This is a genomic window from Adlercreutzia equolifaciens (assembly GCF_029076695.1).
Classification (GTDB): domain Bacteria; phylum Actinomycetota; class Coriobacteriia; order Coriobacteriales; family Eggerthellaceae; genus Adlercreutzia; species Adlercreutzia equolifaciens_A.
The window spans coordinates 1132926-1158477 of sequence record NZ_JARFIK010000001.1; the positions used below are offsets into that span (position 1 = coordinate 1132926).

Annotated in this window: 21 protein-coding genes; 14 read left to right on the top strand and 7 right to left on the bottom strand. The window is 62.2% G+C overall.

Going from position 1 to position 25552, the window contains the following annotated elements; translation table 11 throughout:
• The first annotated feature begins 18 nt into the window (after positions 1-18).
• A complete protein-coding gene (locus PZH32_RS04495; RefSeq protein ID WP_275206471.1) occupies positions 19-1950 on the top strand; it encodes an oleate hydratase in 1932 nt (643 codons plus the stop codon).
• A 102-nt stretch (positions 1951-2052) separates the two neighbouring features.
• Here PZH32_RS04495 and PZH32_RS04500 read toward each other — a convergent pair whose 3' ends face one another.
• Positions 2053-3750, bottom strand: coding sequence for an FAD-binding protein (locus PZH32_RS04500; RefSeq protein WP_275206473.1), 1698 nt, complete (start codon positions 3748-3750; stop codon positions 2053-2055).
• Between the two features lie 251 nt (positions 3751-4001).
• Between PZH32_RS04500 and PZH32_RS04505 the strand changes: the two genes are divergently transcribed.
• From PZH32_RS04505 to PZH32_RS04520, 4 genes are all read left to right on the top strand, one after another.
• A complete protein-coding gene (locus PZH32_RS04505) occupies positions 4002-5516 on the top strand; it encodes a response regulator transcription factor (RefSeq protein ID WP_275206475.1) in 1515 nt (504 codons plus the stop codon).
• 129 nt (positions 5517-5645) lie between these two features.
• Complete coding sequence (gene eno, locus PZH32_RS04510; protein WP_275206477.1) at positions 5646-6938, top strand: phosphopyruvate hydratase; 1293 nt, start codon at positions 5646-5648, stop codon at positions 6936-6938.
• A gap of 291 nt (positions 6939-7229) precedes the next feature.
• Positions 7230-7577: a type II toxin-antitoxin system RelE/ParE family toxin gene (locus PZH32_RS04515; protein ID WP_275206479.1), complete on the top strand. Its 348-nt coding sequence runs from the start codon at positions 7230-7232 to the stop codon at positions 7575-7577.
• The gene (locus PZH32_RS04520) at positions 7574-7897 is read left to right on the top strand and encodes a helix-turn-helix domain-containing protein (RefSeq protein ID WP_275206480.1); all 324 of its coding nucleotides are present in this window, start codon (positions 7574-7576) and stop codon (positions 7895-7897) included. Before PZH32_RS04515 ends, PZH32_RS04520 begins: the two co-directional genes overlap by 4 nt.
• 80 nt (positions 7898-7977) lie before the next feature.
• Here the strand turns inward: PZH32_RS04520 and PZH32_RS04525 are convergent, their stop codons facing one another.
• The gene (locus PZH32_RS04525) at positions 7978-9099 is read right to left on the bottom strand and encodes a hypothetical protein (RefSeq protein ID WP_275206482.1); all 1122 of its coding nucleotides are present in this window, start codon (positions 9097-9099) and stop codon (positions 7978-7980) included.
• A 191-nt stretch (positions 9100-9290) separates the two neighbouring features.
• Between PZH32_RS04525 and PZH32_RS04530 the strand changes: the two genes are divergently transcribed.
• From PZH32_RS04530 to PZH32_RS04545, 4 genes are all read left to right on the top strand, one after another.
• Positions 9291-10547, top strand: coding sequence for a molybdopterin molybdotransferase MoeA (locus PZH32_RS04530; protein ID WP_275206483.1), 1257 nt, complete (start codon positions 9291-9293; stop codon positions 10545-10547).
• A gap of 105 nt (positions 10548-10652) precedes the next feature.
• Complete coding sequence (locus tag PZH32_RS04535) at positions 10653-11132, top strand: MogA/MoaB family molybdenum cofactor biosynthesis protein (protein ID WP_275206485.1); 480 nt, start codon at positions 10653-10655, stop codon at positions 11130-11132.
• A 142-nt stretch (positions 11133-11274) separates the two neighbouring features.
• Positions 11275-12735 carry an alanine racemase gene (gene alr / locus PZH32_RS04540; protein ID WP_275206486.1) on the top strand — a complete coding sequence of 487 codons (1461 nt, stop codon included), beginning with the start codon at positions 11275-11277 and terminating at the stop codon, positions 12733-12735.
• Positions 12736-12744: 9 nt separating this feature from the next.
• Entirely contained in the window at positions 12745-13320 is a 576-nt protein-coding gene (locus PZH32_RS04545) for a uracil-DNA glycosylase (protein ID WP_275206487.1), read from the top strand.
• Positions 13321-13365: 45 nt separating this feature from the next.
• On the opposite strand, the gene PZH32_RS04550 is transcribed toward PZH32_RS04545, so the two are convergent.
• Positions 13366-14289: a magnesium transporter CorA family protein gene (locus tag PZH32_RS04550; protein ID WP_275206489.1), complete on the bottom strand. Its 924-nt coding sequence runs from the start codon at positions 14287-14289 to the stop codon at positions 13366-13368.
• 146 nt (positions 14290-14435) lie between these two features.
• On the opposite strand from PZH32_RS04550, the gene PZH32_RS04555 reads away from it, so the two are divergent.
• Complete coding sequence (locus tag PZH32_RS04555) at positions 14436-15851, top strand: bifunctional folylpolyglutamate synthase/dihydrofolate synthase (RefSeq protein WP_275206490.1); 1416 nt, start codon at positions 14436-14438, stop codon at positions 15849-15851.
• Between the two features lie 63 nt (positions 15852-15914).
• On the opposite strand, the gene PZH32_RS04560 is transcribed toward PZH32_RS04555, so the two are convergent.
• Both PZH32_RS04560 and hpf read right to left on the bottom strand, forming a co-directional pair.
• Positions 15915-16133 carry a phosphopantetheine-binding protein gene (locus PZH32_RS04560; protein ID WP_275206491.1) on the bottom strand — a complete coding sequence of 73 codons (219 nt, stop codon included), beginning with the start codon at positions 16131-16133 and terminating at the stop codon, positions 15915-15917.
• 3 nt (positions 16134-16136) lie between these two features.
• Entirely contained in the window at positions 16137-16721 is a 585-nt protein-coding gene (gene hpf / locus PZH32_RS04565) for a ribosome hibernation-promoting factor, HPF/YfiA family (protein ID WP_275206905.1), read from the bottom strand.
• A 207-nt stretch (positions 16722-16928) separates the two neighbouring features.
• Between hpf and nhaA the strand changes: the two genes are divergently transcribed.
• The 3 genes from nhaA to PZH32_RS04580 all read left to right on the top strand — a co-directional run bounded on the left by nhaA (position 16929) and on the right by PZH32_RS04580 (position 21847).
• Positions 16929-18539 carry a Na+/H+ antiporter NhaA gene (nhaA, locus tag PZH32_RS04570; protein WP_275206492.1) on the top strand — a complete coding sequence of 537 codons (1611 nt, stop codon included), beginning with the start codon at positions 16929-16931 and terminating at the stop codon, positions 18537-18539.
• 168 nt (positions 18540-18707) lie between these two features.
• Positions 18708-19034 (top strand): metal-sensing transcriptional repressor, encoded by a 327-nt coding sequence (locus PZH32_RS04575; RefSeq protein ID WP_275206494.1) that lies wholly within the window; start codon positions 18708-18710, stop codon positions 19032-19034.
• An 11-nt stretch (positions 19035-19045) separates the two neighbouring features.
• Positions 19046-21847 (top strand): heavy metal translocating P-type ATPase, encoded by a 2802-nt coding sequence (locus PZH32_RS04580; RefSeq protein WP_275206495.1) that lies wholly within the window; start codon positions 19046-19048, stop codon positions 21845-21847.
• 91 nt (positions 21848-21938) lie between these two features.
• Here PZH32_RS04580 and PZH32_RS04585 read toward each other — a convergent pair whose 3' ends face one another.
• The gene (locus tag PZH32_RS04585; RefSeq protein ID WP_275206496.1) at positions 21939-22454 is read right to left on the bottom strand and encodes a DUF6125 family protein; all 516 of its coding nucleotides are present in this window, start codon (positions 22452-22454) and stop codon (positions 21939-21941) included.
• A gap of 118 nt (positions 22455-22572) precedes the next feature.
• Here PZH32_RS04585 and glmU point away from each other — a divergent pair, with 118 nt between their 5' ends.
• Complete coding sequence (gene glmU / locus PZH32_RS04590; protein ID WP_275206497.1) at positions 22573-23949, top strand: bifunctional UDP-N-acetylglucosamine diphosphorylase/glucosamine-1-phosphate N-acetyltransferase GlmU; 1377 nt, start codon at positions 22573-22575, stop codon at positions 23947-23949.
• Between the two features lie 108 nt (positions 23950-24057).
• Here glmU and PZH32_RS04595 read toward each other — a convergent pair whose 3' ends face one another.
• Positions 24058-25539, bottom strand: coding sequence for an FAD-dependent oxidoreductase (locus PZH32_RS04595; RefSeq protein ID WP_275206498.1), 1482 nt, complete (start codon positions 25537-25539; stop codon positions 24058-24060).
• Between the last annotated feature and the right edge of the window lie 13 nt (positions 25540-25552).

The window sequence follows — 25552 nt, forward strand, 5'->3', positions numbered from 1 at the left end:
ATCGAGAGGACGTGTCCCATGTACTATTCCAGCGGTAACTACGAAGCCTTCGCCCATCCCCTGAAGCCCGAAGGAGTAGAGAACAAGCAGGCCTACATTATTGGTTCGGGCCTGGCGGGCCTGACGGCGGCGTGCTATCTGGTGCGTGACGGCCAAATGCCCGGCGATCACATTCACATTCTGGAGCGCGACCCGCGCGCCGGCGGCGCCTGCGACGGCTGGGATTATACCCAGCTGGGCTACACCATGCGCGGCGGCCGCGAGATGGACAACCATTTCGAGGTCATGTGGGATTTGTTCCGCGACATTCCTTCCATCGAAGACCCCGATGTCAGCGTGCTCGATTACTACTATTGGCTGAACAAGCGTGACCCCAACTACTCGCTGTGCCGCGCCACGGTGAACCGCGGTCAGAACGCCCACACCGACAACAAGTTCAATTTGTCGGATAAGGGCTGCATGGAAATCATGAAGCTGTTCTTCACGCCGGAAGAGGACCTGCAGGACAAGCTCATCACCGAGTACTTCTCCGACGAGGTGCTGAACTCGAATTTCTGGCTGTACTGGCGCACCATGTTCGCCTTTGAGAATTGGCACTCGGCGCTGGAGATGAAGCGCTACATCACCCGCTTCATCCACCATGTGGGCGGCCTGCCCGATTTCAGCGCCCTGCGCTTCACCCGCTACAACCAGTACGAGTCCATGATTCTGCCTATGGTGAACTACCTGGAGGCCCATGGGGTGGACTTCCAGTTCAACACCCACGTACTGGACGTTAACTTCTCCTGCGATGACGCCAAGGGCGACAACCGCAAGATGGCCACGGATATCACCTTGCGCCATGAGCCCTCGCCGGCGGCGGTGGACGCGGCCGAGGGCGTGCCGGCCTCCGATGCCGACGCGGCCGATCAGGCCGCGCGCCAGGCATCCACGGAGACCATCGAGCTTTCCGAGAACGACCTGGTGTTCATTACGCCGGGCAGCTGCGTGGCCCATTCTTCCTTCGGCGATCAGAATACGCCGGCGAAGTTCGCGCCGCAGCTGGTGCCGGGCGACGGCTGGGATCTGTGGAAGAAGATCGCCACGCAGAACGATGCCTTTGGCCATCCTGAGAAATTCTGCAGCGACCCCGAGAAGAGCAACTGGGAGAGCGCCACGGTAACCACGCTCGATGACAAGGTGCTGCCCTACATCGAGGCCATCTGCCAGCGCGACCCGCTGTCCGGCAACGTGGTTACGGGCGGCATTGTGTCGGTGAAGGATTCCAGCTGGCTGCTGTCCTGGACTATCAACCGTCAGCCGCAGTTCCGCGACCAGAAGCCCGGCACGGTGTGCGTGTGGGTGTACAGCCTGTTCACCGACGTGCCCGGCGACTACGTGAAGAAGCCCATGCGCGACTGCACCGGCAAGGAAATTTGCGAGGAGTGGCTGTACCACATCGGCGTGCCCGAGGAGCAAATTGCCGAGCTGGCGGAGCACAGCTGCAACACCGTGCCCTGCATGATGCCCTACATTACCGCCTTCTTCATGCCGCGTGCCGAGGGCGATCGCCCCGACGTGGTGCCCGAGGGCGCTGTGAACTTCGCCTTCATCGGTCAGTTCGCCGAAACGCCGCGCGACACCATCTTCACCACCGAGTACTCCATGCGCACCGGCATGGAGGCCGTCTACACGCTGCTCGACATCGACCGCGGCGTGCCCGAGGTGTGGGGCAGCGTCTACGACCTGCGCTGCCTGCTGAACGCCACGGTGCTGCTGCGCGACGGCAAGCCCGCTACGGACATGAATATGAGCTTGATGGAGAAGCTGATGCTGTCGAAGGGCCTGAAGGAGATTGAGAACACCGACATCTACGGCCTGCTGAAGGAATACGGCGTTATTCCCACCACCGACAAGAACGCCGACGTAAAGGGCCCCGCCACGGGAGCTGTGTGGCCCGGCATTCACTAGAAGCTGTCAGCTGAAAGACCGCATGCAACAACGAGGCCCGCTCCAGGGAATGGAGCGGGCCTCGTTTGTAGGGAGGGCAAGAAAGGGAGGAAAGGGGAGGGCTTAAGCGATGTCGCCGGCAAGGAAACGCGCCACGTGGCGGCCCTGCACGGTGGAGCGGCCCGAGGCCACACCCACGAGGTACTCGGGATAGTTGCCCGAGAAGAAGCTGCCCGAGGCGTCGCCCGCGGCGTAGAGGCCCTCGATGACGTTGCAGTCCTCGTCGATGACCTGGCAGTGCTCGTTGATGCGCAGACCGTCGAGCGTGGTCAGAAGCGAGCAGCCGAACCAGCAGCCGTAGAAGGGCGCCTGGCGAATGGCCGACAGGCGGTAGGCCTCCTTGCCGAAGTCGTCGTCCTTCTGGGCATCGAACTGGGCGTTGTAGCGCTCCACCTGATCGAGGAAGGCGGTCTTGTCGTCGCCGGCAAAGCCCATGGCGTCGGCAAGCTCCTCCAAGGTGTCGGCCTTCACCATGATCCCCGACTCCAGCGAGGCAGCGCAGAACTCATCGATGGGCATGCCCGCCGCCATCATCTGCTTGGCGAAGCCAGAGCAGCCGATGGTGTCGAAGCGCAGGATGTCCTCCGATGCGTTGGCGTCGAAGATCTGGCACCACACGCCGCCGGGCTGCTGTGCGGCGGCGTTGCCCATGAAGTCGTAGGGGGCCGACTCGTTCACGAAGCGCACGCCGCGACGGTTCACCTTCATGAAGGGCTGGCTGCCGATGTTCTCCTGGAAGATAGTGCCCGGAAGGCCGCGAGAGTCACCCGCGCCGTCGTAGCCGGCATCCACGCCGGGAGCCACAGCGCCGCGGTCGAAAAGCATAGGAGCTGCCTCGGGATCCTTCGAGGCGCCGGCCCACAGGCCTGCCTTAATGCCGTCGCCCGTGTCGTTGGGAGCGAAGCTGGCCGCGGTTGAGCAGGCGAGAGCGGCGGGGGAGAGGGCCTCCATCATATCGGGGTTGGCCGGATAGCCGCCTGTGGCGATAAGCGTGTTGGTAGCGTTGATCTGCACGCGGCCCTCGTCGGTCTCGAAGATGGCGCCGGTCACCTTGCCGTCCTCGTGAACGAGGCGCACCATTTCGTAGCCGAAGCGGATGGGATTGCCTGCGGCGGCCACATAGTCGGCTAGCAGGTCGTTGCGCATGGGCGGTTCGTAGGGGGTAAGCCACAGGTGCTCGAGAACGGGCACATAGTAGTCGGTGCCCCCGGTGGGATGGTCGGCCGTATGCACGGTGAGTACACCTTGCTTGTCGGCGGCCTGCATGATGGGATCGAACCATTCGAGCGTCTCGCCGCTCTCGCGAATCCACATGTTGATGAGCTTCTGGTTGCACTTGCCCGAAGCATAGCGCGAAAGCTCGTTGAGCAGCTTGGCCTCGTCGATTTCGATCTTGGCTTCCTTCTGGTACTTGGTGTTCACGCCGCCGAAGTACTCGCGGGTCTCCTGCACGCTGGCGTTCTTCTCGCAGCAGATGAAGTTCAGGCCCATGTCGCTGGCCGTGGCTGCGGCAGCCGTGCCAGCGCAACCAGCGCCGATGATGAGGAAGTCGGTGTCTTCGGCGCGGACGATCTCGCCAATTTCCGGCTCGTCGCCGAGCCATGCCGGGTTGCCAGATGCGTTGGTGCTGCCAGTGTCGGAGAGCTTCTCTTCTCCCTGGCGCGTGGGGGCGCAGCCAGTTACGGCCAGAGCGCTGCCAGCGGCGGCCAGGGCGCCCAGGCCCAGGAATCCGCGACGGGAGATAGACGTTTGGTTGCTCATGGTTCCCTCCTTGGTGGTGAGTTTCTCTCAAGTGCCTCGCAGTCTACGCGGCGGTGATCGCTCTGGCTCCACCCTCTCGACCTGATTTCTTATTTGTTCGGTTGATCTGGGAAAACGAAAGATTCTGTTGATCTTTTCACCTTCTGAGGGTGAGGTGGGGTGATGGGGAGATTGGTATACTGGAGCCCAAAGAGTCCCTTGTGTGTCGGCTCGCGAGCGCGGTTAAGCAAGGGAGGGGAGGATGGGAGCTCATGAATCTTCGGACGCAGATGGGGGCGGCCCTTGCGCTGCTATTTACCGCTTCGGCCGTGCTGAACTCCTCGGTGTTTCCTGAAGTGGCGACCGTGGGTCCGGCGGCGCGCGAGGTGTCCACGCTCTGCGGCGCGCTCTTTGCCTTGGCGGTGGCGGCAGCGGCTTACTTTCGGCCATCTCTGGTGCGGGAGCGTGGGATATCAGTGGTGCTTCTTGTGGCGTTGGCGGTGAGTCTGGCTGTTCTTGTCCTCGGCCTCGAGTTCGGCATTCCAGTGCTGGTGGAATGGGGCGCGCCGTTGGGAGGTATCGGTTCGGCATGGTTCTCGGTGCTGGCAGGCGTGGGGCTCACGCGTCTGACCATGCGCGATGCCTTGCTGGTCATTCCTGCGGCCTATGGCGTTTCCTATGGGGTGACGTTTCTTCTGCGTCTTGCGGGTACCTTGCCGACCGCGGTGGCGGTGCTACTGTACTTTCTGTGCCTGGCAGGCGTGTTCGTGTGCGTGATGCCGCGTACAGCCGAGCTCTTCCAGCGCATTCGGCAGCAGGAGGCACCCGAGGTGCTCGATGTGACGAACCCTTCGTCGTTTCTGCCGTTGGCCAGCGTGGTGTACGTCACTATTTTCCTGTTCAATGCGGCTTTTGGCTATGGCACGGTGCAGGTGGAGGGACGTTTGCCCTTGCTGGGCCTGGTGCTGTCGTTTGTTCCCGTGGGCCTTGTGCTGGCGCTGGCGGTCTCCCATTGGGTGCGGGTGCTCTCTCCCGATGCCCTGCAGCGGGCCTCGTCGCTGCTGGTATTGGCTGGCTTTCTGTTGGTGCCGCTGACGGTGTTCGACCCGGGCCCTTCCAGTTGGACGAACGTGTCCTCGTCGGTGCTTTTGCAGGGCGGTGCCGATTGCTTTGGGGTGCTGACCTACTTCATTGTTGCTCGGGTGGGTGCGCGCAATCCGTTGGGAGCGCTGACGACGTCCGCCGGTGCCACCGCTGCTGCTTGGGTGGGCATTGCAGCGGGCGCGATGCTTTCCAGCGCGCTGGAGGGGATGGCGGCCGGCAATCCGGCCCTGCTCATGGGCGCCTCGGCAGCGCTGACTTTCGGGTTTGTGGCCTACAGCTTCGTGGCGGTAAAGCCGGGAAGCTTTACCCAAGCCATCGATGGAGTGCTGCCCGTGCTGGGGCCGGAGGGGGATGAGAAGACCGATGGAAAGGACCCGAAGAGCGGCCTTTCGGAGGATGCGCGCCGCGATGAAGCGGATAAAGCATTCGCTTCTGAGGAGGCGCTCGGCAGCGAGCAGCGGCTCGATGAGGCCTGCGCGGCGGTGGCCCAGCGATTCGGACTCACAGCGCGCGAGGTGGACGTGCTGCAGCTGCTGGCCCGTGGCCGCACGGCCTCGGTCATTCAGGAGCGGCTCGTGCTGTCCCATAACACGGTGAAGAGCCATGTGCGACACATCTACAGCAAGCTGGGTGTTCACTCGCAGCAGCAGCTCATCGATTTGGTGGACCGGGTGGAGGGGTGACGCACGGCGGCCTGTACGCGGTTCTGGTTGTTCGCGCCGTTCTCGTCGGGGGCTTCGTCGTTCGGCAATCCTCGTGCTATGATGGCATACGCTGAGTGAGAGCATCAATCTACCTTCAAGGAGGCATTCATGAGCGTCATCATCGATGTGTACGGGCGCGAGGTTCTTGATTCCCGCGGTAATCCCACCGTCGAAGTGGAAGTTGTGCTGGAGGACGGCTCCTTCGGCCGCGCGGCGGTGCCCTCGGGCGCTTCCACGGGCGCTTTCGAAGCCGTTGAGTTGCGCGATTGCGACAAGAATCGCTACCTGGGCAAGGGCACGCTCGACGCGGTGTCCCACGTGAACGGTGAAATTGCCGAGGCTCTGTTGGGCCTGGAGGCCGAGGACCAGCGCCTGGTGGACCAGGTGATGATCGAGGCCGACGGCACCGACAACAAGGGCGCTTTCGGCGCCAACGCCATTCTGGGCGCTTCGCTGGCTGTGGCCCATGCCGCTGCCGAGGCGGCCGAGCTGCCGCTGTACAAGTACGTTGGCGGTGCCAACGCCCACGTACTGCCCACCCCCATGATGAACATCCTCAATGGCGGCGTGCATGCCGACAACAACGTGGACTTCCAGGAGTTCATGATCATGCCCGTGGGCGCCCCTACCTTTGCGGAGGCCCTGCGCTGGTGCGCGGAGATCTACCACACGCTGAAGAAGGTGCTGCATGACGCTGGCCTTGGCGGCGGCGTGGGCGACGAGGGCGGCTTCGCTCCCAACCTGAAGACCAACGAGGAGCCCCTGGCCTACATCGTGGAGGCCTGCGAGAAGGCTGGCTATAAACCGGGTACCGACATCCTGTTCGCCATGGACCCGGCTTCCACTGAGTTCTACAACGCCGAGACTGGCAAGTACGTTCTGGCGGGCGAGGGCCGCGAGCTCACCTCCGACGAGATGGTGGATTACTGGGAGGCCCTGGTCAACAAGTATCCCATCGTGTCCATCGAGGACGGCATGGCCGAGGAGGATTGGGATGGCTGGAAGAAGCTGACCGACCGCATCGGCGACCGCGTGCAGCTGGTGGGCGACGACCTGTTCGTGACCAACTCCAAGCGTCTGGCCAAGGGTATTGAGCTGGGCTGCGCCAATGCCATTCTCATCAAGGTGAACCAGATCGGCTCGCTGACCGAAACGCTCGAGGCCATCGAGATGGCCAAGCAGGCCGGTTACGCTTGCGTTATGAGCCACCGTTCCGGCGAGACCGAGGACGTGACCATTGCCGATCTGTCCGTGGCCTGCAATACCGGCCAGATCAAGACTGGTGCTCCTTGCCGCTCCGACCGTGTTGCCAAGTACAACCAGCTCATCCGCATTGAGGAGCAGCTGGACACCCAGGCCACCTACGCTGGCATGAACGCTTTCTACAACATCAAGCGCTAAATTCACCGAAAGATATGCGCACACAGGGGCGTCCCGCAAGGGGCGCCCCTTTTTCGTTGCCGCAGCGGTGTTTGATGGAACATGACGGCTCGATAAAGTGTTGCAGTTATAAGAACATTTGTTCTTATAACATGGTAATCTGCCGTCAGAAAGAATGGCTGGGGTTTCGTCCTCCTAACTTCGCATCATGCCAAGGACAGCCGTGGGAGGCTGCCCGTATATGGATGGCGCTCCCTCCTTTCATAGTGTTGACAAAATGAGTTATATCTCATACTATGGGAAGGAGTAAGAATGAGGATGGATGTAAGGTTTTATCGTACGGAGGAGGGGGAAGAGCCAGCCTATGAGTTCATCATGGGGCTGCAGCCAAAATTACGAGCGAAGGTGTACGGCACGCTTGAGCTTTTGTCGGAAGTGGGGTCAGAGTTAAGGGCGCCATTTAGCAAGAGCTTGAGCGAGGGAATCTTTGAGCTGAGATGTCAGTTTGGCTCCGATACGGTGCGCGTGCTGTATTTCTTTCATAAAGACCGCATTGTCGTGCTGACGAATGGGTTTGTGAAGAAAACCCAAAAGGTGCCCGGGGACGAAATTGCACGAGCAAAGAGATATCGTGCTGACTATCTAAGGAGGGTGCAATGAAGGAAAAAACACTTGAAGATCTTTTCGAGGAATGCTCTCAGGATCCTGAGTTTGTGGAAGCCTATGCGGAGCTACAGCCCGAAATGGAAATCATGCGAGCCCTTATGGAGGCGCGAACGGGGCAGAATCTTACGCAGAAGGAACTTGCTGAGCGGACGGGTATTGCCCAGACGGAGATCAGCCGCATCGAAAATGGGACGCGGAACCCTTCTGTGAAAGTGCTTCAGCGATTGGCTGAAGGCATGGGCATGTATTTGCAGGTTTCGTTTGTTCCTAAGGAAGAATATGCGGCTTCCATTGGGGCGGCCTGCGCACGGTAACAGCTGTCTTTGGGCGCATTTTGCTGTTGGGGCAGTCGTGCGGGGGCCGCGTAATCGCGGCCCCCGCAGAACCGGGAGCGCTAGTCCGTCAATCCCAATCCCTTGGCAACGTGGGCAATGAAGTCCTGCACGTTGGTGACAATGCCGCGACTGGCCAGGCTGCCGCGGTCGACCAGTTTGTTCACGGCGAACTCAGCCACGTCCACGCAGTAGAAGTACACGGGGCGCACGGTGTCGTCAGGCATCACGCGGTAGGAGGGCGTCATGTTGCCCGTGGCAATGGTATGCAACATGGTGGCCATGCAGATGACCGTGGTGGCTTTGCGAATGTGGTTGCGCATGACGTCCTGGGCCTGATAGGCGTTGCCGAACACGCCGGGCAGCGGGCCGTCGTCGCGGATAGAGCCGGCAAGTACATAGGGCACGTGGTTCTTCTCCAGGCTGTACATGATGCCGTCGCGCACGCCTTCTTCGGCAATGAACTTGTCGATGGAGCCCCAATAGCGTACGCGGTTGATGGTGTCCAAGTGGTGGTAATGCCCGTTGGGGCGGTTCTCCTGCGTGTCGATGTCCTGGCCCAGCGAGGTGTGGAAGTACGCGCCTTCCAAATCATGGGTTGCCAGGGCGTTGCCAGCGAAGACGGCATCGACGTAGCCGGCATCGATAATCTTCGAGAAGGCCTCGCGGGAGTAGCCGTTAAAAGTGAAAGCGGGTCCCATCACCCACACGATGGAGCCGTGCTCACGATCGTGACGCAGCAGCTCGTACAGCTCGTCGTAATCCCGCGAAAAGGCGGTTTCGCGGGAACGGCCTACGCGGAAGGCGAAGTTGTCGTGGCCGCCAGCCACGGGGGCGATGCCCTTGTCGTTGCCAGGGTTCTTGAAGCCATCGGTGTACACCAGGATGCCCTCTTCACCGTTTTCGGAACGGCCGCAGGCAATGAGGTCGCCCTTTTTGATGTGGCGAAACTCGCGCACGAAAATGCGTCCGTTCTCTACCACGGCAACGCAGTCCATACGGCTGTCCTCGGCCAGCGTCCACTGGCCGTCAAGCTTCAGGTATTCCGGATAGATGGACATGGCGTGGTAGTCCAGGGGTGCCACGAAGTCCTTGGGCGCCGGTTCCAGGCGCACGTCGGGCGCAGCGGCCAAATGGGGAAGGTCGAAATTGGGGGGTGTGTAGGGCGTAACCTGAAAACTCATGGTCGACCTTCTTTCCGTGAGAGCGCGGGTGTCGGGTTTCATTGTAGCAATGTCTTTCCCGCGCAAGCACGGCAGGGAGGGTTCTCAGATATTCTTGTGCCGCTATAATTGAGAAAACATCATGTGTGCTTGGAGCCACAGGCAGGATTTTTGCGGAAGGGCCGGTGGGCCGTTCCAGAAGGGTGGGACTTGTGAAAGAAATGATTCCGCTGGAGGAAGCGCGGGCGCTGGTGACGGGTGCCATGACGAAAATGCCCGTCGAGCGCGTGGGGCTCCTTGACGCGGTGGGCCGCGTTGTGGCTGAGGATCTGACGAGCGATATCGATGTGTCGCCCTTCGCCCATTCCGCCATGGACGGCTTTGCCGTGCACGGTGCCGACTTGGCCGGCGCGACTCCGGAAGCTCCCGTTTCGTTGCGCGTGATCGGCGAGATCGGCGCCGGCGACGTGTTCGAAGGCGCCATCGCTTCTGGTGAGTGCGTGCGCATTATGACGGGCGCGTGCCTGCCAGCCGACGCCGATGCCGTGGTGAAGTACGAAATCGTCGAAGTGGTGGAAGGCGATGGCAAGACGGGCTCGACCGTAGCCTTCGCGGCGCCCACGAAGGAGCGTTCGAATATTCGCGAGGCCGGAGAGGAGGCCCGCGCCGGAGAGGTGATCGTGCGTGCCGGCGAGGTGCTGGGGGATGCCGGCGTGGGTTTCTTGGCCGGCTGCGGTGTGCTGGAGGTGCCGGTGTATGGCCGCCCGCGCGTGGCCATCATCGCCACGGGCAGCGAGTTGGTGCCTCCCACGGAGGTACCCGGTCCCGGTAAGATCCGCAACTCCAACAGCTACGCCATGGCCGCCTGCGCCCGCAGCGCCGGCGCTGAGGCCGTTATGCTGCCTATCGTGGAAGACACCTTCGAGGCCCTGCGCGATGCCGTGGCTGCGGCAGCGTGCGAGTACGACTTCGTCGTGACCACGGGTGGTGCCGCCAATGGCGATTACGATTTCATCAAGCCGGTAGTGGCCGAGCTGGGCGAGCTCAAGATGACCACAGTGAACATGCGCCCGGGGAAGGCTCAAACCTTCGGCTTGGTGGAGGGGACACCGGTGTTCGGACTGCCCGGCAACCCGGCGGCGGCCTATGTGGGCTTCCAGATGCTCATCCGTCCGGCTCTGCGCACCATGCAGGGCTATACCTGCATGGACCATCCTGTGGTGAAGGCACGCTTGACCTCCGATGAGAAAAACAAGGATCCGCGCCGCATTTTCCTGCGTTCGGTGTTGACCCGCGCCGAGGACGGCACCTATGAGGTGACGCCGGCCCGCAACCAGAGCTCGGGCCTGTTCGGCGTTATCCAGAAGACGAACAGCATGGCTATCATGCCTGAGGGCACGGAACCTCAGCCGGCGGGTTCCTGGGTGGACTGCGTCCTTCTGGACGTGCCCGAGGAAGTGGCCCTGTAAGGCGCGATACCAAGAAGGCGCGGCGCAAAGCAACGACCAGCGCCGTGGGAGGCAAGGGAATGATCGGCGCGCTGCAGCGCGCCGCCTTTAAGAGAAAGGCAGAGCATGGCTGACACGCTCAAGTTCTACGTTATCACCTGTTCCGATACGCGTTCGAAGGACACTGACGAGGCGGGACAGAAGCTGGAGGCGCTCATTGCTGATCAGGGATGGGAATGCCTCGAGCGCATCGTGGAAACGGACGAGCGCCCCTTTATTGCGGGCGCGCTCATCAACGCCTGCGATAACACCGACGCTGACATCGTTATCACCTGCGGTGGCAGTGGGCTTTCGCTGCGTGATGTCACCCCTGATGCCACGGCCGATGTGGCCGATCGCCTGGTGCCCGGCATTGCCGAGGCCATGCGTGCCCACAGCATGGCCATCACGCCCCGCGCCATGCTGTCCCGTGCGGTCTGCGCCCAGCGCGGCCGCACCCTCATCATCAACCTGCCCGGTTCCACGAAGGCGGCCACCGAGAATTGGGAGGGCATCGTCGAGGTGCTACCCCACGCCGTGTCCATGATGGGCGGCGGCGGCCACTAGGACGGATGCTTTGGCATTATTGGGCTGTTCGAGCATCGAGGGGCGTCTGCGGACGCCCCTCGCGTTGTTCGGGCCGTGGCAATGGCCGCAAAGGGCTATACTGTCATCCGTGATAGAAACAGCGAATCTGAGGTAGTGCGTTATGGCCGATCTTCCCAATGGGTTCACGGGGTTTTCCCGACGTGACCCGAACTTTGTCTCTGCGGGCGATGCGTTGCGCTCATCCCGCTATGATGACACGTCCTTTGTGACGCGCAAACAGGAGCGCTCGGTGGCTGGTGCCTGGCAACCCCAGGGCGCGGGTTCGGCGTCGGCGGCGGGAGCCGTTGGGGGCGCCGGAGCCGCCGCGAATGGGTTTGGGCTCGCGCCGCGCTCCAATGCGGCGGCCGACATTCTGCGCTTTGCGGAAGCGGGCACCGCCAACTCGGGAAAGCCTCGCTTCGATCCCGACAAGCTGGCGCGCATTCCCGAAGTGGATCGCCGCTGGTCGTGGGTGGAAATCGACCTCAATGCCATCCGCCACAACGCCTCGGTGGTCAAGCACAGCCTGCGCCCGGGCACGCGGCTTATGGCTGTGGTGAAGGCCGATGCCTACGGTCACGGCGCAGTGCAGTGTGCGAAAACGGCGCTCAACTCCGGCGCGGAATACTTGGGCGTGGCCACGGTGGACGAGGCTATTCAGCTGCGCGAAGCCCTGGTAAACGCTCCCATTTTGGTGCTGGGCCAGCCGCCCGAGACGGCCATTCCGCTGCTTCTGGCCTACAAGATCATGCCCAGCGTGTACACGGCGGAGTTCGCCATTGCCTATGGCGAAGCCGCCGACGCTTTCGGGTTGCGGGCTCCCTTCCATCTGAAGGTGAACACGGGCATGAACCGCATCGGCGTCCGTTATGACGAAGTCGTCGATTTCGTGCGACAGATCTCGTTCCATCGCGCGCTCGACATGGAGGGCACCTTCACGCATTTCGCCACGGCCGACTGCCCCGGCACCATCGATTTCGACCGTCAAGTGAAGCGGTTCGCTGAAGCGGTGAACGCTTTGCGGGCTGCCGGCATCAACCCGGGCATCGTACACGCGGCCAACTCCGCGGCGGCCATTCGCTATCCCGATGTGCAGCTGGACATGGTGCGCCTGGGCATTTCGCTGTACGGGTTCTATCCGTGCCCCGAGGCTTATCCGCTCATCGAGCTGAAGCCGGCCATGGCGGTGAAGGCTCGCATCACCGATGTGAAGACGCTGCCGGTGGGGGAGGGCGTCAGCTACGGCCTTCATTACCGCAGTCCCGGCGCCGTGAAGGTATGCACGCTGCCCATCGGTTATGCCGACGGTTTCCGACGGGGACTTTCCGGTCGCACCGATGTGCTGCTGGGTGGCCGCCGCTTCCATCAGGTGGGCAATATCTGCATGGACCAGTGCATGTTCGAGGTGAACCTGCGGCAGCGCAGCGACATCGATCCGCAAATTGGCGATGAGGTAACCATCGTGGGCGAGCAGGGCGAGGCCTCCATCACCATCGATCAGATGGCCGAGACGCTGGGAACTATTCAGCATGAAGTGGCCATTGGCTTCGGCTGCTCGAGACTGCCTCGTATATATAAATAGGAGAAGAAGATGGAGCATCCTCATATTCCCCTTGATCAGCTAAGGGCCGAAGTGGCGGAATGCCGTCGCTGTCCCTTGTGCGATGGCCGCACGCAGACGGTGTTCGGCACGGGCGATCCCAATGCACGTGTGCTTATTGTGGGCGAGGCGCCAGGCAAGAACGAGGATTTGCAGGGCGAGCCTTTTGTGGGCGCGGCGGGCAAATACTTAAGCGAGCTTCTAGCCATTGCGGGCCTGACCCGCGAAGAGGTGTTCATTGCCAACGTGCTGAAATGCCGGCCGCCCTCCAACCGCGATCCGCGTCCCGAGGAAATCCAGGCCTGCACGCCGTTTTTGCGCGAGCAGACGCGCACCATCAATCCGGAGTTTATTGTCACCCTGGGCAACTTCTCCACGAAGTTTATCCTGAAGACCGACGTGGGCATTACGCGCCTCCATGGCACGTTGCAGCAGGCAGGGCGCTTCAAAGTGTTCCCCATCTTCCACCCGGCGGCGGCCCTCTATGATGGCAAGAAGCGCGAGGCGCTCGAGAACGATTTCGCCACCTTGGGCGAGCTGCTGGGCACGCGTCCTGCAAGTAATTAGCCTCGCGGCATCGGCCTGCTCGCTCGTCCTGCGAGGCGACCGGGGCTACAGCCAGTTCTTCTTCTTGAAGAACACCACCATGACCACAATCATAATGAGCGCCAGCCCAATGATAGTGAAGGCCATATAGGGCCAATCCAGGCCCGGCAGCACCGTGAGGTTCATGCCGAACCAACCGGTGACCAGGGTCAGCGGTGCGAACATGACCGTGACGATGGTCAGAATCTGCATAGTGGAGTTCTGCTTCAGGTCGATTTGCGTCTGATGCAGCTCGTACAGCTGCAGGCTGTACTCGCGCAGCATATCGGCACGGTCGGCCAGGTGGTTGGCGTGGGTTACCACATGGGCGAATGCGTGCGCTTCTTCGCGCGTCATGACCTTGTTCTCGTTGTCAGCAATGAGGTCGGCCATGACGGCAATTTGCTGGTAATAGGAGCCCATGCGCATGGCGGCCCGCCGATAGCTCATGATGGTTTGCACCGATACCTCGCCGTTGTCGGTGAGCATGGTTTCCTCAAGGGCCTCCATGGCATCTTCCATAACCGAGAACCACGTGAAGTCATCGGCGATGAGCGTTTTCATGAAAGCATAGAGCGCGTGGGAGGTAGTGGGCTTGGTAAGCATGCCGCTGGCCTTGATTTTCTTCAGCAGCTCCTGGGCGATATTGCCGTCATCGATAATGATGAGGTGGTCGTTCTCCAGATAGAAGGCCAGGCGGTCGGGATCGCTGGTGGGATCGGTTTTATCGGGTACGGCGAAGGAGCCGATAATGAACGAGGGGTAGAGCTCAACGAAGTTGGCCTCGGCAGGCTCCAGGGCCGCCAGACCTTCGCGGCCTTCCAGGGAGATGTTGGGAAGCTGGCTGAACTCGTGAGAGGTCAGGATCTTGATGAGCGGCGGTTTGCAGGTTTCGGCATCGCAGGGCGCGGCAAGGGGGTCGGGCCGATTGAGGTCGTAGACGATGGCCATGATGCTCTCCTTTCAGCTCCTTATGCCAGTGCGTGAATATATTCCCTGACCAGTAGTATAGAATGAGCTCCAAGATGAGCCTGCTTGTCAGGATGTTTGTTAGAAAACGGTTGGAAGGGCTTTACGGCCCAAGGAGGATGCAGGCAATGATGCGGGAAAAAGGTGCGGTGGTGTCCGACGACGGTTCCCTGAGCGAAGGCACGGGCGCCGGTGGCTCCGCGAGCGCAAGCGCAGGCGACCAGATGCCGATCGATCCCGTGGCGTGGATCAACACCCCGCGCTGGCAAGCCTCTCGGTTAGGCCTCGACCGCATGGTGGCCCTGCTGGAAGAACTTGGCCGCCCCCAGGATGACCTGCGCTTTGTCCACGTAGCGGGCACAAACGGCAAGGGATCGACCTGCGCTTACCTGGCGTCCATCCTGCAGGCGGCTGGCTACCGCGTTGGCTTGTTCACAAGCCCCTTCATCGAATGCTTCGAAGAGCGCATTCGCGTAAATGGCGCCAACATCACCACCGAGGAGCTGTCCCGAGCCGTAGCAGCGGTGCGTCCTTGCGCTGAGGCCGTGGAGAAGCGGACCGGGGATCATCCCACGGAGTTCGAGCTGATGGCTGCTGTGGCATTCGAGCATTTTCGCTCAAGCGGGTGTGATGTGGTGGTGTTGGAAGTGGGCCTGGGCGGCCGGTTGGATGCCACGAATGTCATCGAGACCCCCGAGGTGAGCGTCATTGCGCGCATCGGGCTCGACCACACCGACTTATTGGGTGACACGCTGGCAGCGGTGGCGGGAGAGAAGGCGGGCATTATCAAGCCTGGCGTGCCCGTGGTGTCATGGCCGCAGGACGAGGAGGCTATGGCGGTGGTCGAGCGCGTGTGCGCGGAGCGCGGCTGTGCGCTGACGACACCGGATTTCGCATCGTTGCATGTGGAGCCGCTGGAGTGGGGGAAGAGGGGGGATGCGGCGGAGTTCAGCGAATTGAGATGCTTTTCCTACCAAGGTGAGGAGTTCGTGACGCGTCTTTTGGGCAGCTACCAGCCCGCCAATGCAGCGCTGGCACTGGAAACGGTGCGCGTGTTGGTTGAGCGCGGTTGGGATATTCCTGCCGAGGCGCAGTTCGCGGGTGTGGCGGCGGCTCAGTGGCCTGGGCGCTTCGAGGTGGTGGCCTCCGATCCGCTCACTATCATCGATGGCGGTCACAACCCCCAGGGGGCGCAGGCGCTGGCAGCCTCGTTGGCCGATGCCCTGGGCGAAGAAGGGTTCGGCTCGGTGACCTTCGTCATGGGGGTTTTGGCGGACAAGGACTATGGCGCCATGGCGGCGGCGATAGCACCCTGGGCGCGGCGGGTGGTTACCTACACGCCCGACAGCCCTCGGGCTCTTCCAGGGGGCGAACTGGCCGCTTATCTGCAGGAAGCGTGCGAACTGGAGGCCTCGGCCGTCCCCACCCCGGCCGAGGCGATGGCGCGGGCGCGAGCCCTAGCTGCTTCGGAAGCGGATGCGGGAATCGTAGTGGCCTTCGGCACCCTGTACGCCATCGTCGATTTAAAGCAAGGACTTTCTTAGGAAGCAAAAAAGCCCCGCGGCCAGAGGCGCGCGGGGCTTTGCAAGCAAGGTTGCCGGTGCAGCTTACAGCGAATCGATGTAAGTGACCAGGTCGGCGACGGTCTCCAGACCCTCGGGCTCGCCGAAGTCGACTTCGCAGGCTTCCTCAAGGTCGCAGATGAGCTCGACCATGTCGAGGGAGTCGATACCCAGAGACTCGAAGGTGGCCTCGGGAACCACGGTGGCGGGGTCGATGTCCAGGTTGTTCTCCAGGACGGTGGCGATGGTGTCGATAGTGGCCATGGATTAGTCCTCCTTTTGCTTCAGCAGGCCGTAGCCGCCGTCGTCGCGGCGGTACAGAATGTGCACCTTGTTGGTGTCACGATCAGTGTACGCGAAAAAGTCGTGGCCGAGCAGATCGATCTGGACGAGCGCCTCGTCCTGGGTCATGGGCGTGAACTCCATTTCCTTGGTACGAACAATTTCGTCCTCGGACAGCTCGTCCATCAGGCGGTCGAGATCGAGCTCGCCGGCCGGCTTGGCGTCCTCGTGGGCGTAGTCGACGATCTTCTCAGTGGCGCGAACGCGCTTGTCAAGCACGCGGGTCTTGTACTTGCGCAGCTGACGGGCAACCTTGGCGGCGGCCACGTCGATGGCGGCGTACATATCCTCTTCACTTTCCTCCACACGAACGATGTGGCCCTTCACGCGAACAGTGACCTCGCAAATGGCCGGCAGCGGGTTGGCCGGGTTCTTCTCGGTATACAGAACAATTTCCGTGGAGACGGTGTCGGCGTCCACAGCCTTAATAGCGTTTCCAACCTTTTCCTCAGCGTACTGACGAAGGGCGTCGGTAACGGGCATTTTGCGTCCGGACACGGTGATCGTCATAATGTCCACCTCTTTTTACTTCGCTTCTTACATTGTATGTTGCAAGCGGGCGCTCCCGTTTTCTGCGTTGCGCGTATCCGCTTATCAACATGAGAAACAAGCATAACGCAATTCTGCTAATATTCATGGGGTAATTTGGCGTTGCAAGAAAATGGTTTTCCTACAAGCGTATGAGCTGCGAAAAACACACAGAAGCGAGGAAGTTGAATGGATCCTACGGCAAAAAATCCTGACCCCCACCATATTTTTATTGACGAGGTGCAGGGGCACCAGCGTCGCTGGCTGAAGGTCATCCAGTTCACGGGGTCGTCCACCAAGGCCGCTGCCATTATGCTGCTGGCCGCTATTGTGGCGCTGATCATCGCGAACTCGCCGGTCTTCGAGCCCTTCGAGGAATTCTGGCATACCCATGTAGTGGTGGGTGTGGGCGGCTTCATTGGCGAGATGTCTTTGGCCCACATCATCAACGACATCTTCATGGCGGTGTTCTTCCTGTTGGTAGGCTTGGAAATCAAGTACGAAATGACCGTGGGCGAGCTCACGAACATCCGTCAGGCGGCGCTGCCCATCATCGCGGCCTTCGGCGGCGTGTTGGCTCCTATTGTCATCTACTCGATTTTCAACGCGGGCAACCCGGAGACATCCCATGGCTGGGGCGTGCCCACCGCTACGGACATCGCCTTTGCCCTGGGCATTATGGCGCTTCTGGGCAATCGCGTGCCGAACGGCGTGCGCGTGTTCCTGTCCACCCTGGCGGTGGCTGACGATATCATCGCCATCCTGGTCATCGCCATCTTCTACGGCCAGAGCCCCTCGATCATGTGGCTGGCTGTGGCGGCCGTCATCCTGGTGGTGCTGCTGTGCCTCAACCGGGCCCATGTGTACTCGCTGGCGCCGTATCTGCTGGTGGGTTGCTTGCTGTGGTTCGCCGTGTTCATGTCGGGCGTGCATTCCACCATTGCCGGCGTGCTCTTAGCCTTCACCATCCCCACGGGCTCGCGTGTGAACCTGTCCGAGTTCATGAAGTGGTCGGGCGATCGCGTGCGCGAGGCCAACGATGCCTATGTCGAGACGGAGCCCGTGGTGCTGCAGAAGGACTACATGTCCGCGGTGTCGCGCCTGTCCCGCGTGGCCAAGCAGGTGGTGCCCCCGGCTACGCGCTTGGAGCACATGCTGTACCCCTGGGTCTACTTCGCTGTGCTGCCGCTGTTCGCCCTGACCAACGCCGACGTCAGCTTCCTGGGCGGCGATGTGCTGGCTATGGTCACCAGCCCGGTGTTCTTCGGCGTGTTCTTCGGCCTGCTTCTGGGCAAGCCCATCGGCATCATGCTGTTCAGCTTCCTCACGGTGAAGTTCAAGATTGCCAGCCTGCCCGAGAATGTCAACTGGATCCATATGCTGGGTGCCGGCATTCTGGGCGGCGTGGGCTTTACCATGGCCATTTTCGTGGCCAACCTGGCCTTCCCCGAGGCCGTTCTTATCTCGGATGCGAAGATCGGTATTCTTTCCGCGTCGCTCTTGGCTGGCGTGGTGGGCTTCATCTTCCTGTTCATGCAGGCGAAGGCCGCCGAGCGCCAGGGCATTGCCTACGTGTCTGCCTCGCTGGACGAGGTGCCTCGTCAGACGGCAGGCAAGGAAGCCGCGGAGGTGGCCGATGACGTGGTGCTCGGCCTGACCGATGAGGACACCATCGACGATGTGCGCGAGCTGCTGGCCAACGAGGGTGGCATCGCTGAGTTCGTTGTCCACGTGGACGCGGCCCGCGACGAGGCTGACGCCGAAGAGGCCAAGGACGTAACGGGCACGCGCGGCGAGTAACCGCGCTCGGTGTATCGCGAACGTTGTAGGGGCTCCGCTAAGGCGGAGCCCCTTTTTGTTATCTGGCGAGGTCTACTCGAGGGTTGACGAATATACCCCCTAGGGGTATAAAGACCTCAAGCAAAGGACTGCCCAACGTTGTCGGGCAAACAGTAAGGAGCGGCTTCTATGGAGGATCGAACGGCGGAAGCGGAGCAGCCTGGTTGCGGCTGCCGCCACAAGCATACGCCGCGCAGCGAAGCGCTGCAGGCCGATGTGCAAAAGCGACTCAACCGCGCCATCGGGCAACTGAATGGCGTGAAGGCCATGATCGACGACAACCGCTACTGCGGTGATGTGCTCACTCAGCTGGCGGCGGCCGAATCGGCGGTGCGCCGCGTGTCGGAGCTGGTACTGGAAGAGCACATGCGCACCTGCGTGGTGGAGGAAGTGCGACAGGGAAACGACGAGGTCATTGAAGAGGTCATGGGCCTCATGCGGCGATTCGCCAAGTAAGGAGCAAAACTATGGAAACTATCCGTTTGGCTACGGCGGTCATGCACTGCAACAAGTGCGTGGCCAATGTGACCACCCACTACGAGGATCTTCCCGGTGTTACGGGGGTGGACGTAAGCCTTGACGGCCAGTGGGCCGATGTGACCTTCGATCCGAGTCAGGTCACGCTGGACGATCTGCTTCACGCCCTGGATGATACGAACTTCAAGGTGGCGGTCATGCCCGAAGACGGCGAGCATCCCTTCGCGGCCGAGTTGGCTGCCGATGCTGCCGAGAAGGCGGCCAAGGATAAGGCGAAGGCGGCGGAAGCGGCGCCAGGCGCCGCGCCTGCAAAGGCAGGGGGAGAAGCGAATGTGGCCGCATCGGCGTCGAGCGAATCCGCTGCCACCGCGCCCGACGAGGCCGTCAATGAGGACGGTCCGGCGGAAGCCACGCTGCGCCTGGCCATTGAGGGCATGCACTGCGCCAACTGTGCGGCCTCCATCGAGAGTCACTATCGCAAAACACCGGGCGTCGTCGATGTGGCAGTAAACTTGGCCAATAACACGGGGCGCGTCACCTTCGATCCCGCCCAGGCCAGCGTGGACGATATGCTGCACGTGTTCGACAACTTGGCCTTCACCGCCGAGCTTATTCCCGAGGACGCGCCGCTGGTGGACGAGAAGCGCCGCGCCCGCGAGGCGGCGCGCGCCAAGCGCGATCGCTGGGTGTTCGGCGTGGCGGCGGCGCTCACGGTGCTCATTGTGGCCATTGGCATGCTGCCCGGGGCCCACATGGCCACTGGCAACGCATTGGCTGGCCTCTTTGTGGCTGATCCCTCTCATGTGCAGGCCATGTTTGCCGCAAACATCCTGTTGCTGCTGCTTACCATCCCCGTGCAGTTCTGCTGCGGCGCTCGTTTCTACAAGGGCGCTTGGGGCTCGCTGAAAGGCGGTTCGGCCAATATGGACGTGCTGGTGGCCCTGGGCACCAGCATCGCGTTCCTGTTCTCCCTTTGGATTACGTTCCTTCCCGTGGTGACGGGCGACTGGGGTCATGGCGAGGTATCGCTGGCGGTTAACGACGGCATGCCCTATTTCGAAACCTGCGCCATGCTCATTACCTTCGTGCTGTTCGGCAAGATGCTGGAAAGCCGTGCCAAGGGAGCGACGAACCAGGCTATCGAGTCGCTCATGAACCTGACGCCGCCCACGGCCCGCGTGGTGCGCGGCGGCGAAGAGCGCGAGGTGCCGCTGGCCCAGGTGGTGGCTGGTGACACGGTACTGGTGCGGCCCGGGGAGAAGATGCCCGTGGACGGCGTGGTCACCGAAGGTGCCACGGAGGTGGACGAGTCCATGCTGACGGGCGAGACGCTGCCGGTGGTGAAGACGGCGGGCGACGCCGTGACCGGCGGCACGCAAAACACCACGGGCTCGGTGACGGTGCGCGCCCTGCGTGTGGGGGCCGATTCCACGTTGGCGCGCATCGTGCGCGCGGTGGAGGATGCCCAGGGCACGAAGGCCCCCATCCAGCGCATCGCCGACCGTATTGCCGCGGTGTTCGTGCCGGCTATTCTCGTCATTGCCCTGATCGTGTTCTGCGTGTGGTTCTTCGCGGTGCCGCCGGCGGACGAGAGCGCGCGTCTGGTGCAGGCGCTCATGCCGGCCATCGCCGTCATCTGCGTGGCCTGCCCTTGTGCTTTGGGTCTGGCCACCCCTACCGCGCTTACCGTGGGCATGGGGAAGGGCGCCCAGTTGGGCGTGCTCATCAAGGATGGCACTGTGCTGGAAACCATGGGCAATCTGGGTGCCGCGGTGTTCGACAAGACGGGCACGCTTACCGTGGGCGAGCCACAGGTGGTGGCCTGCAGCCTTTCCGACGAGGCTCTGCGTCTGGCCGCTGCCATAGAGGCGAAAAGCGAGCATCCGCTGGCCCGTGCCGTCGTGGTCTATGCAGAAAACAAAGGAGTGGGCACTCTGCCTGCGGTAGAGAGCTTCGAGGCAATCGTCGGCGAAGGGGTCCGCGGCGTCGTCGAGGGTCATACGGTGGCTATCAGCGCGAACGCTGCCGAGGGCGGCTCTTCGGTGACGGTTGACGGAGCACTAGAGGGTGCTATTCAGTTCCGCGACGAGCCCAAGGCCGATGCCGCCGCCACGCTGCAGGCGCTGCGTCAGGACTTCGGGGTTGCCTCCTATATGGTGACAGGTGACGCCGAGGCCACCGCCCAGGCCATCGCTGCCGAAGTGGGCATTGCTGCCGATCATGTGTTTGCGGGTGTCAAGCCGCTGGAGAAGGCGGCCTGCGTCAGCGCTGTGAAAGGCGCCGAGGACGTGGCGCTTCTCAATGCGGCAACCGCTGCAGCCGTTAAGCAGGAGCGAAGTGATCGCCAGATGACCGAAGCAGAGCTCATGCTGCCTGAGCAGGACGGCATGTACCAGGCGGCGGTAGTGGAATCGCCCCAGCAGGCTGCTCGCGATGCGGCTGCCGGCAAGCACGCCGTGGTGGCCTTCGTGGGCGACGGCATCAACGATGCCCCGGCGCTGGCTGCGGCCGACATCGGCGTGGCCATGGCGTCTGGCACCGATGTGGCCCTCGATGCCGGCTCGGTGGTACTCATGCGCAACCGCCTGTCTGACCTGGTAGTGGCTCTGCGTCTGTCGAAGGCCACTATGCGCAAGATCAAGCAGAACCTGTTCTGGGCGCTCATCTACAACTGCATCATGATTCCCCTGGCCGCGGTGGGCATTCTGGCTCCTGCCCTGGCGGGCGCCGCTATGGCGCTTTCCAGCGTCAGCGTTGTCAGCAACTCGCTGCTGCTCAAGCGATTCAAGTAGCGGCGTCTTTCTGGCGCGAATAAACCAAAGGAGGCTGTCGTCGCGAAACGACAGCCTCCTTTTTTGTGTGCTGGGGGATCAATGCCAGCTGTTACTTCTCCATCCAGAAGCGCCAGGCGCAGTTGCACGTTTCGTCGGTGATGTCGGGGAAACAGCTGACGCACTCGCAACGCAGGCGGTCATCAAGGGCGCGGGCGAATTCGCCATACTCCAGGATGCCCACGCTTTTGCAGGGATGGAACTCCATGCCCTTGCGTGCCCGGGCGTTCTGGACGCGGCAGTTGGTAATGCGGAAGACAAGCGAGCCGTCCTCTTCCCAAACGATCTCCCATTCGTTGGCCAGCGAGGTGCAACGCAGGGGAAGGGCCTTGGCCAGGCCTTCCAGGCCGGAGTGCTCGTCAAGATCCAGGAACGTACGCAGTCGCCGTGCCTCGCTGGGAACAAAGCGCTTCCAAGCGTTGCGGTCGTGCTCCATAGCGGTGTCCATGCCCTGCTCGCGCTCAAGGGATTGGAACCAGGTGCCGTCGATGGCGATCAAGTCCTTTGCGGTGATCTCCAAAAGCTCGATCAGCTGCTCGCGGGTGTAGCTTTCCAGTCCTTCGGCCATGGTTCCTCCTTGGGCGCATCGACAGTGGCTCTTCCTGTGATTATAGGGCCCTTGCGCTATACTGAACCAATTGGAATTAGGCGCATCCGTGCGCGTAACAGCTATAGAAGGGCCGTCCATGGAAACTGCTGCCATTGTTCTTGCTGCCGGTGCCGGTACGCGCATGAAGTCGAAGAAGCCGAAGGTGGTTCACGAGGTGCTGGGTCGTCCGCTCGTGCGCTGGGTGGTTGAAGCGGCCAAGGACGCCGGGGCCGACAAAGTGGTGGCTGTCGTGGGTCACCAACGCGAGCAGGTTATTCCCCTGGTGGAAGGTGACGCTCTGGTGGCGGTGCAGCAGCAGCAGCGCGGCACGGCCGACGCTGTGCTGGCGGCCAAAGAGGCCCTGGGGGATTTCGACGGCGCCGTCGTGGTGCTCTCGGGCGACAGCCCGCTCATTCGCCCCGAGACCATCGCCGAGATGGTGGCCCTCCGCGAGGAACACCAGGCCGCCGTGGTGGTGCTCACCATGGAGCTGGCAAACCCCTTCGGCTATGGTCGCATTGTGCGCGACGGCGCCGGCGAGGTGGAGCGCATTGTGGAGCAGAAGGACGCCACGGCCGAAGAGGCGGCCATTACCGAGTGCAACTCTGGTTTCTACTGCTTTGACGCCCAGGCGCTTTTCGAGGCGCTGGCCCAGGTGGACTCCAACAACGCTCAAGGCGAGTTCTATCTTACCGACGTGCTGGGCATTGCCCGGGCAGCGGGACGTCCCGTGCTGGCCTACAAGACCGACGATGCCGAACAGTGCCTGGGCGTGAACTCCCGCGGCCAGCTGGCCCAGGCCACCAAGGTCATGCAGCGGCGCATCAATGCCCAGCATATGGCCGGCGGCGTCACCATGATGGACCCCGATACGGTCTGGATTGGCCCCGAGGTGACCATCGATCCCGACGTGGAGCTGCTGCCGAACGTCATGCTCATGGGCGCCACCACGATTGGCGAGGACAGCGTAGTGGGCCCCAATACGCGCCTGACCGACACCCGCGTCGGTCGCGGTTGCGTCATCGACGAGACCGTGGCCATCGAAGCGCAAATCGACGACGGCGCCACCTGCGGTCCGCGTGCTTACTTGCGTCCGGCGGCCCATTTGTGCGAAGGGGCCAAGGCCGGAACCCACGTGGAAATCAAGAAATCCACTATTGGCAAGGGCTCGAAGGTGCCGCACCTTTCCTACATTGGCGACACCACCATGGGCGAGGGCGTGAACATCGGCGCTGGCTCCATCACCTGCAACTACGACGGCGCCAACAAGTGGCCCACGGTCATCGAGGACCGTGCCTTCATCGGCAGCGACACCATGATGGTGGCCCCCGTCACCATCGGCGAGGGGGCGCTCGTCGGCGCGGGCTCCACCATCACCAAGGATGTGGCTCCGGGGGCTTTGGCCCTGGGTCGCGCCAAGCAGCAGCAGGTAGAAGGCTGGGTGGCCGCTCACCCCATCGAGAAAAAGAAGTAGGGGAGCGCCGGCGAACCGCGTCATCGCTCCTTTCCTTTACGAAAAAGCCGCCGACCCACTGCGGAAAGACAGCGGGTCGGCGGCTTTGTTGATACAGGGGGATGATGCTTAGGCCTGTACGGCCTCGGCGGCGTTCTGGCCGGCGAAGCGGCCGGAGGTGTAGGCGTAGTTGAGGCCGCAGCCGCCTGCCGGATAGTCGTCGTAGATGAAGGAGCCGCAGCTCACTTCGCCCACGGCATACAGGCCGGGGATGACCTGCTCTTCCTCATCCAACACTTCGAAATCGGTGTTCACGTGGTAGCCGCCGAAGCTGCCGTGGGTGCACACGCCCATGGTGAGCACGTAGTAGGGGGCCTTGTCCAAGACGACCAGGTTCTCGGCCTTCTTGCCGTACTCGGTGTCGCTGCCGGCTTTGGCCAGCGCGTTGTAGGCCTCAAGTTGCTTCTGGGCGGCTGCGCCGTCTACCTTCAGCTTGTCAGCGGCCTCGGCCACCGTGTCGCCCTTGGCGAAGTAGCCCTTGTCCAGGCCCATCTGGAAAGCGGCGGCCAGCTTGTCGTCCAAAGCGTCGACCATGGCCTGATCGTAGACGGCGTAGAAAGCCTGATCGGGGAAGTGCGCCACGGTGTAGTACACATCGTGGGTCTGTCCGTCCTCGTTGACGAAACGCTTGCCGTCGGAGTTGATCCAAAGCGCCTTCTTGTCGATGAGCTTCGACTGGCCGGCCTCGACGGGACAGGCAAGGATGCCGTTGGTGCCGCCGTGGCCCAAATAAGCTGCGCCGATATCGAGCCCCATTTGCAGGCCTTCGCCCGTGCAACCCGGGCTCACCTCCGTGTAGACGCCCTTGTAGTCGGGGCAGTACTCGGCGATCATCTCATCATTGCGGCAGAACCCGCCCGTGGCCAGAATGGTGCGCTTGGCTTGGTATTCAATGAGGTTGCGATGACCTTCCAGGGCCATGACGCCTTCCACCGCGCCATCGTCGCTCACAATGAGCGAATCGGCCTCGGTGTTGAAGACGAACTGCACGCCAGCGTCCTTGGCGGCCTGGGTAACCGCCGCGAGGGCTACCTCGTCACGGTCGTCAATGCTGTGTCCGCGCGGGACGGTGTCGCTGCCCTTGGGCGAGACCTCTTCCTTGAACGGTACGCCCAGGGTTTGCAGCCAGTCGATGGTCTCGCCGAAATGCTCGGCGCAGAACTTCTGCATGGCGGGATCCAGCTTGTCGCCGCCGCGCGTCATAAAGTAGGCCAGCAACGCCTCCGGGGTATCGTCAATACCTTGGGCCTTCTGCAACTGGGTGCCGGCGCCGTAGAGGGTGCCGATGGCCAACGCGCTCGACCCCGACTGCCAGGCGGCTTTGTCGATGAGGATGGTATGCGCACCCGCAGAGGCTGCTTGCAGGGCGGCCGATGTGCCTGCGGCTCCTGCGCCTACCACCAGCACATCGCAGGTGACGGTTTGGGACGGCGTGGAGCTGACGGTGGTGCGCGGCGCAGCGCAGCCGAAGAGTCCGAGGGCGGCAAAAGCCGTGGTGCCGGCGGCCAGGCGCACGAAGGCGCGGCGGGAAAGGGAACGAGACTGAGTCATGGGATCCTCCTTG